General features: G+C 66.9%; 15 protein-coding genes. 2 read left to right on the top strand and 13 right to left on the bottom strand.

Annotated elements, in window-relative coordinates; genetic code table 11:
* Positions 1-34: 34 nt before the first annotated feature.
* The 10 genes from atpG to VFY73_RS00860 form a co-directional block, all read right to left on the bottom strand.
* A complete protein-coding gene (gene atpG / locus VFY73_RS00815; RefSeq protein ID WP_329715997.1) occupies positions 35-919 on the bottom strand; it encodes a F0F1 ATP synthase subunit gamma in 885 nt (294 codons plus the stop codon).
* A 35-nt stretch (positions 920-954) separates the two neighbouring features.
* Positions 955-2508: a F0F1 ATP synthase subunit alpha gene (gene atpA / locus VFY73_RS00820; protein ID WP_329715998.1), complete on the bottom strand. Its 1554-nt coding sequence runs from the start codon at positions 2506-2508 to the stop codon at positions 955-957.
* 83 nt (positions 2509-2591) lie between these two features.
* Positions 2592-3125 carry a F0F1 ATP synthase subunit delta gene (locus tag VFY73_RS00825; RefSeq protein WP_329715999.1) on the bottom strand — a complete coding sequence of 178 codons (534 nt, stop codon included), beginning with the start codon at positions 3123-3125 and terminating at the stop codon, positions 2592-2594.
* 2 nt (positions 3126-3127) lie between these two features.
* Complete coding sequence (locus VFY73_RS00830; protein WP_329716000.1) at positions 3128-3598, bottom strand: F0F1 ATP synthase subunit B; 471 nt, start codon at positions 3596-3598, stop codon at positions 3128-3130.
* A gap of 92 nt (positions 3599-3690) precedes the next feature.
* The gene (gene atpE / locus VFY73_RS00835) at positions 3691-3969 is read right to left on the bottom strand and encodes a F0F1 ATP synthase subunit C (protein WP_374565116.1); all 279 of its coding nucleotides are present in this window, start codon (positions 3967-3969) and stop codon (positions 3691-3693) included.
* A 77-nt stretch (positions 3970-4046) separates the two neighbouring features.
* Positions 4047-4928, bottom strand: coding sequence for a F0F1 ATP synthase subunit A (gene atpB, locus VFY73_RS00840; RefSeq protein WP_329716001.1), 882 nt, complete (start codon positions 4926-4928; stop codon positions 4047-4049).
* 35 nt (positions 4929-4963) lie between these two features.
* Entirely contained in the window at positions 4964-5317 is a 354-nt protein-coding gene (locus VFY73_RS00845; RefSeq protein ID WP_329716002.1) for an ATP synthase subunit I, read from the bottom strand.
* A gap of 360 nt (positions 5318-5677) precedes the next feature.
* The gene (locus VFY73_RS00850; protein WP_329716003.1) at positions 5678-6598 is read right to left on the bottom strand and encodes an SMP-30/gluconolactonase/LRE family protein; all 921 of its coding nucleotides are present in this window, start codon (positions 6596-6598) and stop codon (positions 5678-5680) included.
* The gene (locus VFY73_RS00855; protein WP_414654354.1) at positions 6595-7449 is read right to left on the bottom strand and encodes an aldose 1-epimerase; all 855 of its coding nucleotides are present in this window, start codon (positions 7447-7449) and stop codon (positions 6595-6597) included. The genes VFY73_RS00850 and VFY73_RS00855 overlap by 4 nt, the downstream gene beginning before the upstream one ends.
* A gap of 114 nt (positions 7450-7563) precedes the next feature.
* Positions 7564-7917, bottom strand: coding sequence for a phage holin family protein (locus VFY73_RS00860; RefSeq protein ID WP_329716005.1), 354 nt, complete (start codon positions 7915-7917; stop codon positions 7564-7566).
* A 372-nt stretch (positions 7918-8289) separates the two neighbouring features.
* Between VFY73_RS00860 and VFY73_RS00865 the strand changes: the two genes are divergently transcribed.
* Positions 8290-8721 carry an SWIB/MDM2 domain-containing protein gene (locus VFY73_RS00865; protein WP_329716036.1) on the top strand — a complete coding sequence of 144 codons (432 nt, stop codon included), beginning with the start codon at positions 8290-8292 and terminating at the stop codon, positions 8719-8721.
* 117 nt (positions 8722-8838) lie between these two features.
* Here VFY73_RS00865 and VFY73_RS00870 read toward each other — a convergent pair whose 3' ends face one another.
* Together VFY73_RS00870 and uvrA are read right to left on the bottom strand one after the other, a co-directional pair.
* Positions 8839-11343, bottom strand: a complete 2505-nt coding sequence (locus VFY73_RS00870; protein WP_329716006.1) for an ATP-binding protein — start codon at positions 11341-11343, stop codon at positions 8839-8841.
* A 90-nt stretch (positions 11344-11433) separates the two neighbouring features.
* Positions 11434-14364, bottom strand: coding sequence for an excinuclease ABC subunit UvrA (uvrA, locus tag VFY73_RS00875; protein WP_329716007.1), 2931 nt, complete (start codon positions 14362-14364; stop codon positions 11434-11436).
* A 223-nt stretch (positions 14365-14587) separates the two neighbouring features.
* On the opposite strand from uvrA, the gene VFY73_RS00880 reads away from it, so the two are divergent.
* Positions 14588-14764, top strand: a complete 177-nt coding sequence (locus VFY73_RS00880; protein ID WP_329716008.1) for a hypothetical protein — start codon at positions 14588-14590, stop codon at positions 14762-14764.
* 264 nt (positions 14765-15028) lie between these two features.
* On the opposite strand, the gene VFY73_RS00885 is transcribed toward VFY73_RS00880, so the two are convergent.
* Complete coding sequence (locus VFY73_RS00885) at positions 15029-15331, bottom strand: hypothetical protein (RefSeq protein WP_329716009.1); 303 nt, start codon at positions 15329-15331, stop codon at positions 15029-15031.
* Positions 15332-15338: the final 7 nt, after the last annotated feature.

Raw genomic sequence — 15338 nt, forward strand, 5'->3', positions numbered from 1 at the left:
CAATTCAGAATTCGTGTGGGTCTCGGGCCGAGGCTTAACCGCTGATGGCGGCGGCACCGCCGACGATCTCGGAAAGCTCTTTGGTGATCGCCGCCTGGCGCGTCTTGTTGTAGACGAGCTTGAGTTCGCCGATCAGCGTGCCGGCGTTGTCGGTCGCGGCCTTCATCGCCACCATGCGCGCGGACTGCTCCGACGCCATGTTCTCGGCGACCGCCTGGTAGACCAGCGCTTCGACGTAGCGCGTCAGCAGCTCGTCGATCACCGTCGCGGCGTCCGGCTCGTAGATGTAGTCCCAGCCGTAGGCCTTCTTCTCGGCCTCGGTCTGGGCCAGCGCACCGGCCGTCAGCGGCAGCAGCTGCTCGACCACCGGCTCCTGCTTCATCGTGTTGATGAACTTCGTGTAGCACAGGTACACCGCGTCGACCTTGCCTTCGACGAAGGCATCGAGCATGACCTTGACCGGGCCGATCAGTTTCTCGATCTGCGGCGCATCGCCCAGGCCGAGCGCGTGCGACACGACCTTGGCGCCGATGCGGTTCAGGAAGCCGTTGCCCTTGGTGCCGATCGCCACCGCCTGCACCTGGCCACCGGCGGTCTGCACGTCACGCATCTTGTTCGTGACGGCGCGCAGGATGTTGGTGTTCAGGCCACCGCACAGACCCTTGTCGGTCGTGACGACGATGAAGCCCGACGCACCGGCCTTGCCGCCCGAACGCATGTAGGGCGACTGGTACTCGGGGTTGGCCTGCGACAGGTTGGCCGCGATATTGCGGATCTTGTCGCTGTAGGGGCGCGCGGAACGCATGCGTTCCTGCGCCTTGCGCATCTTCGACGCAGCGACCATCTCCATGGCCTTGGTGATCTTCTTGGTGTTCTCCACCGATTTGATCTTGCCGCGTATTTCCTTGCCGACCGCCATGACGGTTCTCCTTGTTCAGAGTGTCAGGCGGGGCTTCAGGCGAAGGACTTCTTGAACGCGGTGATCGCGCCCGACAGCTCTTCTTCGGCAGCCTTGTCCATCGCCTTGTCGGCTTCCAGCTTCGCCAGCAGGGCGGCGTGGCTGGCCTTCAGGTGCTGGTGCAGGCCGTGTTCGAACGCCAGCACCTTCTTGGTGTCGATCGAGTCGAGGAAGCCCTTGTTCACCGCGTACAGCGTAGCGGCCATCAGGCTGATCGGCAGCGGCGAGTACTGGGCCTGCTTCAGCAGCTCGGTCACGCGGGCACCGCGGTCCAGCTGCTTGCGGGTGGCTTCATCCAGGTCCGATGCGAACTGCGCGAACGCGGCCAGTTCACGGTACTGCGCCAGGTCGGTACGGATACCGCCGGACAGCGACTTGATCAGCTTGGTCTGGGCGGCGCCACCGACGCGCGACACCGAGATACCGGCGTTGATCGCGGGGCGGATGCCGGCGTTGAACAGGTTGGTTTCCAGGAAGATCTGGCCGTCGGTGATCGAGATCACGTTGGTCGGCACGAAGGCCGACACGTCACCAGCCTGGGTTTCGATGATCGGCAGCGCCGTCAGCGAACCGGTCTTGCCCTTGACCTCACCCTTGGTGAAGGCTTCGACGTAATCGGCGTTCACGCGGGCCGCGCGCTCGAGCAGGCGGCTGTGGAGATAGAACACGTCGCCAGGGAAGGCTTCGCGGCCCGGCGGGCGGCGCAGCAGCAGCGACACCTGACGGTAAGCCACGGCCTGCTTGGACAGGTCGTCATAGACGATCAGCGCGTCTTGGCCGCGGTCGCGGAAGTACTCGCCCATCGTGCAGCCCGAGTAGGCCGACACGTACTGCATCGCGGCCGATTCCGAGGCCGATGCGGCGACGACGATGGTGTAGTCCATTGCGCCGGCCTGTTCCAGCGCGCGCACCACGTTCTTGATCGACGAAGCCTTCTGGCCGATCGCAACGTAGACGCAGGTCATGTTCTGACCCTTCTGGTTGATGATCGCGTCGATCGCCACGGCGGTCTTGCCGGTCTGGCGGTCGCCGATGATCAGCTCGCGCTGGCCACGGCCGATCGGCACCATCGAGTCGATCGACTTCAGGCCGGTCTGCACCGGCTGGTCGACGGACTTACGGGCGATCACGCCCGGGGCGACCTTCTCGATCACGTCGGTCATCTTGGCGTTGATCGGGCCCTTGCCGTCGATCGGCTGACCCAGCGCGTTGACGACCCGGCCGATCAGCTCGGGGCCGACCGGCACTTCCAGGATGCGGCCCGTGCACTTGACGGTGTCGCCTTCGGAGATGTGCTCGTACTCGCCCAGGATCACCGCGCCGACCGAGTCACGCTCGAGGTTCAGCGCCAGGCCGAACGACGGCTGGCCGTCCTTGCCGGCGGGAAACTCGAGCATTTCGCCCGCCATCGCATCGGACAGGCCGTGCACGCGGACGATGCCGTCGGTCACCGAAACGACGGTGCCCTGGTTGCGGATGTCCGTCGAGGCGCCCAGGCCTTCGATGCGGCTCTTGATCAGTTCGGAAATTTCAGCGGGATTCAGTTGCATAGCTTTCTCCGAAAGCGTGAGGCGCTAGCGTCGGGCTGGTCGCCGTAAATGGTGTTGCCGTGGAGCGCGTGGGCTGCGGATGTTCAGTGGGTCAGCGCGACGCGCATCTGCTCGAGCCGGGCGCGAACGGAGGTGTCCAGCACCTCGTCACCGACTTCGACACGGATGCCGCCGATCAGCGACTCGTCAACCGCGACGCTGGCGTTCAGCTTGCGGCCGAAGCGCTTTTCCAGCGTGGCGACGACATCGGCCAGCTGGCCGGCGTCGAGCGCGAACGCGCTGGTGATCTTGGCGTCGGACACCCCCGAGCTGGCGTTGACCAGCGCGCGGTACTGCGCGGCGATCTCGGGCAGCGCGTTGAGGCGGCCGTTGTCGATGACGGTACGCAGCAGGTTGGCGACCTTGGGCGACAGCTGCAGACGGGCGACGCCGCTGACCAGCTCGAACACCTGTGCCGCGCTGACCTTGGGGCTGTCGGCGAACTGGCGCAGTTGCGCGTGGCCGGCGACCTGGCCCAGCGTCTGCAGCTGGTCAACCAGGCCGGAAGCGTCGGTGCCGGCGCTGGCCTTGAACAGGGCTTCCGCGTAGGGGCGGGCGATGGTGGCGAGCTCGGCCATGATCAGAGTTCCGTCTTCAGGCGGGTCAGCAGCTCGGCGTGCACGCCGGCGTTGACTTCGCGCTTCAGGATCTGTTCAGCGCCCTTGACGGCCAACAGCGCGACCTGCTCACGCAGGGCTTCGCGGGCCTTCATGGATTCTTGCTCGGCTTCGGCCTTGGCGGCGGCAACGATCTTGGCGCCTTCCTCGCTTGCGCGGGACTTGGCTTCTTCGATCAGCTGCTGGCCCAGGCGCTCGGCATCGGACAAACGCTTGGCGGCGTCATCCTTGGCGGCCGACAACTCGGCTTGGATCGTCTTCGCGGCGGCGGCCGATTCGGCCTTCGCCTTGTCGGCGGCCGACAGCCCATCGGCGATCTTCTTCGCGCGCTCGTCCAGCGCGGCGGTGATCGGCGGCCAGACGAATTTCATCGTGAACCAGACCAAGATCAGGAACACGATCATCTGGACGATGAGGGTACCGGTGATGCTCACTTGATTGCCTCGAACGGTGGCGGGGATCTTCAGCGAAGGGCGCGGCAGCTCATGCAGCCACGCCCCAAGCCTCTCAACACGACCGTGCCGTATTACTTGGCGGCTTGAGCGGCCACGGCTTGGGCGATCTGGCCCAGGAACGGGTTCGCGGTGGCGAACCACAGGGCGATACCGGTGCCGATGATGAAGGCCGCGTCGATCAGGCCGGCCAGCAGGAACATCTTGGTCTGCAGTTCGCCCATCAGCTCGGGCTGGCGAGCGGCGGACTCCAGGTACTTGCTGCCCATGATGCCGATGCCGATACAAGCACCGACAGCGCCCAGACCAATGATCAGGCCGGCGGCGAGGGCAACAAAGCTAATGACTTCCATGATGACTCCTAGTCGAGAAAGGTTGTGTTGTTGAGGAAAAGGGAAACAGGAACCGAGAGAAAGAGAACGCCGCTCTCTTAGTGAGCGTCGTGTGCCTGACCGATGTAGACCAGCGTCAACATCATGAACACGAAGGCCTGCAGCGTGATGATGATCAAGTGGAAGGCCGCCCAGACGAAGCCGGCGACGATGTGGCCGAACGCGAGGCCGATGCCCATGCCCGTGCTGACCGTACCCCAGGCGCCGCCCATCAAGGCGATCAGCAGGAAGATCAGTTCCCCCGCATACATGTTGCCGAACAGACGCATGCCGTGCGAGACCGTCTTGGCGACGAACTCGATGATCTGCATCAGGAAGTTGAACGGGGCCAGCGCCCAGTGGTTGCCGAACGGCGCCGCGAACAGCTCGTGCACCCAGCCGCCGAAGCCCTTGATCTTGACGTTGTAGATCAGGCAGGTGACCAGCACGCCGACCGACAGGCCCATCGTCACCGACAGGTCGGCTGTCGGCACCGAGCGCAGGTAGGCGTGGCGCGGGTCACCGCCGCCGGCGGCATAGATCTTTTCCCAGATGAACGGCAGCAGATCGACCGGCAGCAAGTCCATCGCGTTCATCAGGAAGATCCAGAGGAACACGGTCAGCGCGAGCGGAGCGACCAGCTTGCGGCTGGTGGCGTTGTGCACGATGCCCTTGGCCTGCGACTCGACCATCTCGACCAGAATCTCGACGGCGGCCTGGAAGCGGCCCGGCACGCCGGAGGTGGCCGAGCGCGCCGCACGCCACAGGAAGAAGCAACCCAGCACCCCGAGCAGGATGGAGAAGAACATCGAGTCCCACGCCACCACGGAGAGGTCGAACGGACCGTTCAGCTCCTTGTTGCGGGCGTGGGTCAGGTGGTGGACGATGTATTCGCCCGGCGTGGGTGCGTGCTCTACGGCTTCGTGACCTTCGGCTGCCATGTTGTTGTCGTCCGTGCTAACTGTTCAATTGGCGTTCAACTTGTCGTCTTGCGCCCACGCCATGCGAGCGCGACCCAATACACCTTGATGCACAGCACCAGCGCCACCAGCAAGGCTGGCCAGCTCAGGTGCGGCACCAGTCTCGGTGCCCCGACCAGCAGGGCCACCGACACTCCTAACTTCACCATCTCCCAGAACATGAAGCTGACGGCGGACACGCCGGGCGCCATGCTCGAGAGCCGGCTGGTCATGCCACGCGCCATCAAGGCACCCGGCAGGACCACCGTGCCGGCGCCATACAGCGCCGACCAGAAATACGACGGCTCACCCATCAGCAGCCACGCAAGCGCAGCCACGACGCCTCCGACCACGGCCTGGGCCGCGACCACCCGCCATGGTGAGACAGCGGGGTTTCGCGCCGCCAGGGCCCGAGCCTCTTCTCGGGTCAAGGCCTTGAACGGCGGCTTTGCGCCCTCATCATCCAGATCGGCCCATGGATCAGACGGGCCCGGTCGCGGCGTGCCCGGCTGTTGAGCGGGGACGGCTGGCGGCGGGGTCTGGGGTGAGTCGGAGGCTGCGGTCGGCAAAGCCTCGGGATTATACGAGCAAACCCTCGGCCGTCCGATGACGCGCTACTTCCGGCCGGATATGGAACGCATAAGGAGCCCTGACGCGGCTGCCGGTTACGCCATGGTTACGGCGCCTTTGTCGGCGTCAACAAGCGGCAGGGTGCGGCTTGTTGAGCTTCTTTACACCACAGCAAAGTTCACCGGCAGGCCCGGCACGTCGACCCGCAGGCGCAGCACCGCACCGGCCCACGGCTGGGTCGCCAGTTCGTCGGCCGGCCGCTTCTCGCGCGCGGTCGTCACGTACAAGGTCTTGAGGTCTGCGTCGCCGAAGCAGGCCATCGTTGGGCAGCGCACCGGCAGCTTCACCTCGCGCAGCACCTGGCCGTCCGGCGCCAGGCGCAGCAGGCGCTGGCCTTCGAACATCGCGCTCCAGTAGCAGCCTTCGCTGTCGACTGCCGCGCCGTCGGGCCGACCACCGTAATCCTCCAGCCGCTGGTCGGTCGACTTGAGGGGGAACTGCGCGAAGACGCGCCGGTTCGACAGCGAGCCATCGCTCGGGTCCATGTCAAGCGCCTGGATCAGGTGGGCCTTGGTATCGCTCCAGTACAGCGTGCGCCCGCTCGGGCTCCAGGCCAGCCCGTTGCTGACAGTGACGTCACCGGCCATGCGCTCCAACTGGCCATCGCACCAGCGGTACAACGCGGCCAGCGCCGGCTCGCGTGGCTCGTAGATCGTGCCAACCCAGAAGCGCCCCTGCGGATCGGCCTTGCCGTCGTTGAAGCGCTCCTTGGCCTGGTCGTACGGCGACGCGGTCAACAGGCGGCGCCGGCCACTGGATGGATCGAACCGCCACAGGCCGTCGCGCATCGCCAGCAGCAGACCGCCGCCGAGCAGTGGCGCCACGCTGCACGGCTCACAGTCGAAGTCCCACGCTCGGTGGTGGGCGCTCGCCGGCTCGTAACGGTTCAACCGCCCGCCAGGGATGTCGCACCAGTACAGCGCTTCCTCGCCCGGGTGCCAGAACGGCGACTCGCCCAGCAGCGACGGCGGCACGGGCAACGGCCGCGCTTCGAACAGTTCTGCGTCGGCCGCGCCGCTCATACCCGCGCGATGTCCAGCGTGAACCAGGCTTCGAACGCTTCACCCGGTGCGAGCTTGCGCAGGCCATGGGCCTGCGAATCGGCCATGTGGATCGCGTTGCTGACATGGGTCACCGGCTCGACGCAGAAGTACGGCTTGTTCTGCGGCGTGAAGACCACCAGGTACGGCGTCGACGCGCGCAGGCTCATGCGCAACTTTTCGTCGCGGATCTTCGCGTCGCCGCGCCAGCCCTCGAAGCAGTTGTCGAAGTCGAGGTGGGCGATGTCGCCGTCGATGCCGGCCTGCGGCACCTTGCGCGTCGGCAGGCCACTCGCGTCCGGCTCCCAGCGGTCGGTCAGCTCGATGTGCAGGCGGCTGCGCGTGCGCTTGGGGAAGTACGGGTGCCAGCCCAGGCCGACCGGCTGCGGCCCGTCATGGCGGTTGGTGATGTGCAGGCGCGTGGTCAACGACTCGGGGGTCAGCTCGAAGACCTGGCGCAGGTCGAAGGCGAAGGGCCAGTGCGCATCGGGCTGGTGCGAGTAGGCCAGTTCGGCACGCTGCGCGTCGCTCGACACCACCGTCCATGGCCGCTGCCATGCGACGCCGTGCACCGAATGCGGGTTGTCGTCGAAGTTCTGTTGGGTGGTGTAGTCCTGCCCCAGCCAGCGAAAGCGGCGAAAACCCAGGCGGTTCGAGTACGGCGCCAACGGATAGTTGCCCGCCAGGCGTGACGTGGCGAGATCAGCCGGCTCGGTGCTGCGCAGCACCGGCAAATCACCGAGCCACAGGCCGGCCATGCAACCGCCCAGATCGGGCCGCAATGCCAGACGCAGTTCGCCGGCGGTGAGTTCGAGGGAAGTCGAGGTGGTGATGGCTAGGCCCTCCTCAGGGCAGGCACGGCGAGCGTGCGGTGGTCATGTGCAAGGGGGAGATGGCGGCGGCAAGGCCGACGTCCGGCGCATCCTACGCCGGACGGGTGGCGCGCCTCACTCGCGCGCGAAGATGCGCTCGACGGCGGTGTCGATGATCATGCCGCAGGCGCTGTAGATCAACGAGCCGATCAGCGCGGCGGCGAAACCGGCGACCTCGAAGCCATCGAGCAATCGGGCAGCAGCCCAGAACATCAGCGCGTTGATCACGAACAGGAACAAGCCCAGCGTGATCAGTGTGACCGGCAAGGTCAGCAGCACCAGCAGCGGGCGCACCAGCGTGTTCAGCAGACCCAGCACCAACGCCGCGCCGAGCGCAGCAGTGAAGCTGGCCACGGTGACGCCACCGTACAGGTTGGCAACCAGCAGCAAGGCGGCAGCGAGCAGAAACCAACGGACAAGGAGCTTCATCGAATGCGTCTTCCTTTGGACGGTGACTCAACGCATGGTCGACAACCACTGCGCAGCGGCATTGTGCGGTGCCCGCGCATGCGCGCAAGTGGGGTCCGCCGGCAGGTGATCGACGAACTGCGTCGAATCGTGTCGGTCGTCCCTCGTGAAAATACGGGTGACGGTATCCAAACGCTCCCAGGTGATGCCCAGGAGCGACAAATGCGGGTCACTCCGGGGCATCAAAGGCTGTTTTACGAGGGAAAACGGCTTCTCAGCCCCTCGTACACGCAGTACCATTCGGGGCGCTGCGGATCTTGTGAGAAATGGAAGTCCACGCGGCTTCCACCCGGGCCCGGCACATCAACACCTCACTTGATGGAGAGAATCGACATGGCAACTGCGAAGAAGGCCGCTCCGGCCAAGAAGGCCGCTCCGGCGAAGAAGGCGGCTCCGGCCAAGAAGGCCGCTGCTCCGGCGAAGAAAGCGGCGCCAGCCAAGAAGGCTGCGCCCGCGAAGAAGGCCGCTCCGGCCAAGAAGGCCGCGCCCGCGAAGAAGGCCGCCCCGGCCAAGAAGCGCACCCCGAACGCTGCGTTCATGAAGGCGATGACCCCCAGCGCTGCGCTGGCTGCGGTCATCGGCGACAAGGCCGTGCCGCGCACCGAGGTGACGAAGAAGGTCTGGGAATACATCAAGAAGAATGGCCTGCAGGACAAGGCCAAGAAGACGATGATCAACGCCGACGCCAAGCTGAAGGAAATCTTCAAGAAGGCGCAGGTCTCGATGTTCGAGATGACCAAGTTGATCAACAGCCACCTGAGCTGATCAGGCAGGCGGCACGCAAGCCGCCTGGCCCCACGATGAAGAGCCGGCACCCGCCGGCTTTTTTCATGTTTCTTCCGGCGGGCGAGCCGTGCGGCCCGCGCGATGCGGGTCGCAGCTTCAGGTACCGTCGAACGCGCGCCGCGCGTCGATGACCCTTCGCACTTCTTCGATCAGGCGGTTCAAGTCGATCGGCTTGGTCCAGTAGTCGTCGAAGCCGGCGGCCAGCGCCGCTGCGATCTGCTCATTCAGTGCATCGGCCGACAGCGCGACGCACAGCAGATCGGCGGTGGCCGGTTGGGCGCGCAGCCGGCGCAACACCTCGAGCCCGTTCATGTCAGGCAGGTTCATGTCGATCAGCGTCAGATCGGGCCGCACTTGCGCGGCCAGCTCGACACCGCTGCCGCCGTCGTGCGCGACATGCAGCGTCCAGCCCGGCTGGGTGCGGAAGACTTCTTCCATCAGCAGCACATTCAGTGGCTCGTCTTCGATATAGAGCACGATGCGGCCGCCCGGGCCATCCGTCAACTCGGTATCGGCGAGTGGATCGGTCGCCGGGGCCCTCCCGCCGGTCGTGCCCGCGGCGGCCATCATGCGCAGGTTGAAGCAACTGCCGCGGCCCGGCTCGCTGAGTGCGTCGATGTCGCCGCCCATCGCGCGGGCCAGCCCACGCGCGATCACCAGGCCGAGACCGGTGCCGCTGATGCGGCGGCGCTCGGCGCCGAGGCGATGAAACGGCTGGAACAGCTGGGCCAGTTGATCGGCACGCAACCCTTCGCCCTGGTCGCGGATGGCCAGCAGCGGCGTCGCCGCGACATCGTTCGTTTGCTGCAGTGTCACGGTGACACGGCCCCCTGCGCGGTTGTACTTGATCGCATTGGACAGCAGGTTGACCAGCACCTGCTCCATCGCCGCCGCATCACCCTGCACGCGTGCACCCGGCGGCACGGCCAGCTGAATGGACACTGATCGGGCGGCGGCCAGCGGCTGAACCGCTTCGATGCTGGCCCGCAGCAATTCGGTCAAGCTCAGCGCCTCGCTGCGCAAAGTCAGCACGCCCTGCTCGATGCGGGACAAGTCCAGGACGTCGTCGACCAGCGCCAGCAAGGCCTGTCCCGCCTGGCGAACGCCGTCCAGCCGGTGACGCTGCGCGCCCACCAGCGGCTGTTCGCGGTCCAACCCCATCAGCTGGGCGAAGCCGATGATGGCGTTCAGCGGCGTGCGCAGTTCATGGCTGACGCGCGACAGGAATTCGCTCTTGGCACGACTGGCGCGTTCGGCGCTGTCGTGCGCCAGGCGCAGCGCCTCGTGTTCGCGCAACGCGTCCTGCGCCTGGCGACGTTCGGTGATGTCCCAGGTGAAGCCATGGAAGACGACGCGGCCGTCGGCCTGACGCTCGGGCGTGGCACGGGTCTCCAGCCAGCGCTGCTGGCCGTCGCCACGCTCGAAGCGAAATTCGACCCGCATCGGTCGCATCGTCTGCATCGAAGCCAGCACGGCGTCGACGAAGCAGGAGCGGTCAGCCTCGACGATGCGGCGCAGCGTTGGCGTCTGGTCGCCGTCGCCGCCGATCAACAGCCGCACGCCATCGTTGACATACAGGTAGTGCGGGAGCGTGCCATCGGGCTCCAGCCGCATCTGGAAGGCTGCGCCCGGCAATTGCGCCAGCAGCTTGTGCATGCGCTGGTCGCGCTCACGCGTCTCGCGGCTGGCCAGCACCTGGGCCGTCACGTCGCGCGCACTGCCGCGCCAGCCTTGAAAGCCACCGCGGTCATCGAACACCGGCACCGCACTGCGGGAGATGTAGAGGCTGCCGCGGTGCGGCGTGTCGAGGCGGGTAACCACGCGCGCCAGCGGGAGGCGCTGGGCCAGACGGGCGTGCAGCGTGGCGCCGTTCGGCAAGGCATCGCCGGTGCCGTCCACGCAAGGTTCGTCGGCGAGCGGCTGGCCAAGCAGCAGCGGCACCGGCATGCCGGTCAGTCGCTCGAACTCGTCGGACAGCCAGCGGTGCCGCAACGCGGCGTCGAGCTCCCACAGCCAGTCACCCGACGCGCGCGCCAGGTCGGCCAGGCGCTGGCGCTCACGGTCCAGGTGTTCGCGCGCGTGCTGGGTGGTGAGCAAGGCTTCGGCGGCCAGCGCCAGCTGGGCCAGTTGCTGGCGCTGGGCGTCGTCGAGCCGATGCGACCGCGGACTGGCCACGCACAGCGTGCCCACCGCATGGCCATGAAGTCGCAGCGGGGTGGCGGCGTAGAAGCACCACGGCTCGCTGCCGGCCGCCGCGGGCAGCTCGGCGAAGCGCCGATCGAGCCGGATGTCCGGCACTTCGAGGAAGGTGTCCGCTGCCACCGCGTGGGCACAAATGGCCTCGGCGCGAGGCAGCGTGCGCACCATGGTCGCCTCGCCGTCATCGACGCCGACCTGACAGGCATGCCGGTCACCGACCAGCGAGATCAGGCCGACCGGGCAACCACAGAGTCGCCGCGCGGCGTCGGCGAGGGCGCGCAGGGCCCCCAGGGGCGCGGCTTCGCACAAGCCGTCGCTGTCGGGGCTGAACCAGCCCAGGTCGCGCAATGCCGTCTGACGCAGACTCTCGTCAGCCGGCTCAGGCGCGGGTCGCCTTGCCATCGTCCCTCTCCGCCAGGGCTGGCGAAGGCCGTCCCAACGTCCCGGGCGGCCCCACCAGCGAAAGGCTGATTGTGGCGCAGCGGCCGAGCCTCAGTGGCCGAGCAGCGGTGCCAAAAAGCGCCCGGTGTGGCTGGCTGCACAGGCCGCCACAGTTTCTGGCGTGCCTTCGACCACCACCGTGCCGCCGCCGGCGCCGCCTTCTGGGCCCATGTCGATCAGCCAATCGGCCGTCTTGATGACGTCGAGGTTGTGCTCGATCACGACGATGGTGTTGCCGGCGTCACGCAGCTGGTGCAGCACCTTCAGCAGCTGTGCGGTGTCGTGAAAGTGCAGGCCGGTGGTCGGCTCGTCGAGGATGTACAGCGTGCGTCCGGTGTCGCGCTTGCTGAGTTCCAGCGCCAGCTTGACGCGCTGCGCCTCGCCGCCGGACAAGGTGGTCGCACTCTGCCCCAGCGTGATGTAGCCGATGCCCACGTCGAGCAGCGTGCGCAGCTTGCGGGCGATGGTCGGCACGGCGTTGAAGAACTCGTGCGCGTCCTCCACCGTCATGTCCAGCACCTGCGCGATGTTGCGGCCCTTGTAGAGGATCTCCAGCGTCTCGCGGTTGTAGCGCTTGCCATGGCAGATGTCGCACGGCACATAGACATCGGGCAGAAAGTGCATCTCGACCTTCAGCACCCCGTCGCCCTGGCAGGCCTCGCAGCGGCCACCGCTGACGTTGAAGCTGAAGCGTCCTGCACCATAACCACGCTCGCGCGCCGCCGGCACCTCGGCAAACAGTTCGCGGATCGGCGTGAACAACCCCGTGTAGGTGGCCGGGTTCGAGCGCGGCGTGCGGCCGATCGGGCTCTGGTCGACGTTGATCACCTTGTCGAAAGCCTCGAGGCCTTCGATCGAATCGTGCGGCGCCGCCTCGGCGTGGCTGTTGTAGAGCTTGCGCGCCACCGCGGCATACAAGGTGTCGTTGACCAGCGTGCTCTTGCCCGAGCCCGAGACGCCGGTGACGCAGGTGAATAGGCCCACCGGTATGTCCACCGTCACGCCCTTCAGGTTGTTGCCGCGGGCGTTGACGATCTTCAACGCGCTGGTGCCCTCGCCGCCCACCGCCAGCGTGGGGCGCGGCGGCACGTCGATGCGCAACACGCGGCCCAGGTACTGGCCGGTCAGCGAATCGGTGTTCGCGGCCACCTCGTCCGGCGTGCCGGCAACGATGACCTGGCCGCCATGCACGCCGGCCCCGGGCCCCATGTCGACGCACCAGTCGGCGGCGCGGATCATGTCTTCGTCGTGCTCGACCACCAGCACGCTGTTGCCGAGGTCGCGCAGGTGCTTCAGCGTGCCGATGAGGCGTTCGTTGTCGCGCTGGTGCAGGCCGATGCTGGGCTCGTCGAGCACGTACATCACACCGGTCAGACCCGAGCCGATCTGGCTGGCCAGTCGGATGCGTTGCGCCTCGCCGCCAGACAAGGTGTCGGCGCTGCGGTCCAGGCTCAGGTAGTTCAGGCCAACGTCGTTCAGGAACTTCAGCCGCGCGCGGATCTCGCGCACCACCTTGTCGGCGATCTCGGCCTTGGCACCGGTCAACGCGAGTTGCTCGAACCAGGCCAGTGCATCGGCCAGCGTCAGGTGCTCGGCTTCGTAGATCGGCTTGCCACGCTCGGCCTCGGTGCCGGGCAGGAAGACATGACGCGCCTCGCGCTTCAGCCGCGTGCCCTGGCAATGCAGGCAGGGCTTGGCGCTCTGGTAACGCGCCAGGTCCTCGCGCACCGCGACCGAATCGGTCTCGCGGTAGCGGCGCTCGAAGTTCGGCAGGATGCCTTCGAACGGGTGTGAACGCTTGACCACGCGGGTGCGGCCCCCCTTGCCTTCTGCCTCGTAGAGGAACTCGATCTCGTCCTCACCCGAGCCGTGCAGCAGCACCTGCTGGGCTTGCGCCGGCAGCGCCTCGAAGGCCAGCTCGATGTCGAAGCCGTAGTGCTTGGCCACGCTGTCGAGCAGCGAGAAGGTGTAGGCGTTGCGCCGGTCCCAGCCTTTGACGGCACCCGCGGCCATCGACAATGACGGGAAGGCCACCACCCGCTCGGGGTCGAACACCGTCTGCACGCCCAGGCCGTCGCAGTGCGGGCAAGCGCCGACTGGTGAGTTGAACGAGAACAGGCGCGGCTCCAGTTCGGGCAGCGAATAGCTGCAGACCGGGCAGCCGAAGCGGGCCGAAAACAGGTGCTCGCGGTCGGAGTCCATTTCCAGCGCCATGGCGCGGCCATCGGCGATCCGCAGCGCCGCCTCGAAGCTCTCGGCCAGTCGCTGCTTCATGTCGGGCCGCGTCTTCAGCCGGTCGATCACGACGTCGATGTCGTGCTTTTCGGTCTTCTTCAGCTTCGGCAGGTCGGTCGCCTCGACCACCTGGCCGTCGACACGAAAGCGAACGTAACCCTGAGCCTGCCAGTCGGCGAACGATTCGACGAACTCGCCCTTGCGGTCACGCACCACCGGCGCCAGCACCATCAGGCGCGTCTCTTCGGGCAGCGCCAGCACCGCGTCCACCATCTGGCTGACGCTTTGCGCTGCCAGCGGCAGCTCGTGGTCCGGGCAGAACGGCGTGCCGGCACGGGCATACAGCAGGCGCAGGTAGTCGTGGATCTCGGTCACCGTGCCGACCGTCGAGCGCGGGTTGTGGCTGGTGGCCTTCTGCTCGATGCTGATTGCCGGCGACAGGCCTTCGATCACGTCGACATCGGGCTTGTCCATCAGTTGCAGGAACTGCCGCGCATAGGCCGACAAGCTCTCGACATAACGCCGCTGGCCCTCGGCGTACAGCGTGTCGAAAGCCAGGCTCGACTTGCCGGAGCCGGACAGGCCGGTGATCACCACCAAGGCGTGCTTGGGGATGTCGAGGTCGATGTTCTTCAGGTTGTGGGTGCGGGCCCCCCGCACGCGGATCGCGGGCGTTTCGGGCGCGGTGTCGGCGCGCTTGGTGCGCGCTGCGGCGGGCTTCTGGCGGGGCGGGAGCGGGTCGGGCATGGGGTTCTGCGAGGGCAACCGGCCATGATACCGATGGGTGGCGGCGGACGCACCCTGGGGGCCAGCAAGCGGGTCGGCGGGCATGCGCAGCCGCGCGATCCAGGCCGTCGACGAAGGTTCACAAATTTTTTCGTTCGTGCCTTTTGCTTGTCATCCCTGACCAGGACCCCCGCGTTGACCCTGATACCTTATCCCCAGAACAAGGGGGAAACAGGTCCAACCGATGTCAACGATCATGCAGAAGTCAGCCCTTACCAACCGCCAAGCTCATTCGCGCGACGCCAAGCACGTGCTGCCGCCGCCCGAAAAGGGCCAGAAGTTCGAGCCGTTCTGGACGGCTGCCTTTGGCAGCGACCGCCAGAGCCTGGCCCGCCAGCAGAAGTCAGACCAGAAGCGCTGACGCCGTCAGCCACCGGCCCAGCGTCGCCCGGGAGGGCCGACGCCCGGCCCGCGTGTCGGCCGGCGCGGCGAAGCGGCCGACGGCCCCGGCACGCAAGGCGGGCACACCGGCGCCGTCCGGCCACCTTCCGCAACCTCGGCATCCAGCACCACCTGGATTTCCGGCAAGCACCGCAAGCGCCCCTGTCGCGCGGCCTGTCGGCCCGATGGCGGCCGTGTGCCGTGGCCCAGTGGCCGGCTCCGTCCGGCCGGCGCGCGCCCGAACTCAGCGTGACGCCGGGTAGGTTTCTTTTGTACCGGTCAGCTCGCAGCGCTTCAGGTGGCCCGAGTCGACGGCCACCTTGCAGACAGCAAAGCTGTCACGTGTGGTGCAGCGCCGCTCGTCCGGCTTGCCAGGCAGCGTCGGGCAACCGGCCGCCGTCAGCCGTTGGGGCCAGTCGGCCATCAGCCGCCGCGGCGGCTCAGAGGCCGGCGCATTGCCGTCAGCCAGCGCCTGACCGGCCAAAAGGCCGAGCGTCAGCAATCCGGCGGCCCGCCAGCACTGGTTGGAAATAGAACGTAACGCCATCGTCGGC

Origin of the sequence: Ideonella sp. (assembly GCF_036277275.1) — a bacterium.
In the GTDB taxonomy this organism is placed as follows: Bacteria; Pseudomonadota; Gammaproteobacteria; order Burkholderiales; family Burkholderiaceae_C; genus Ideonella.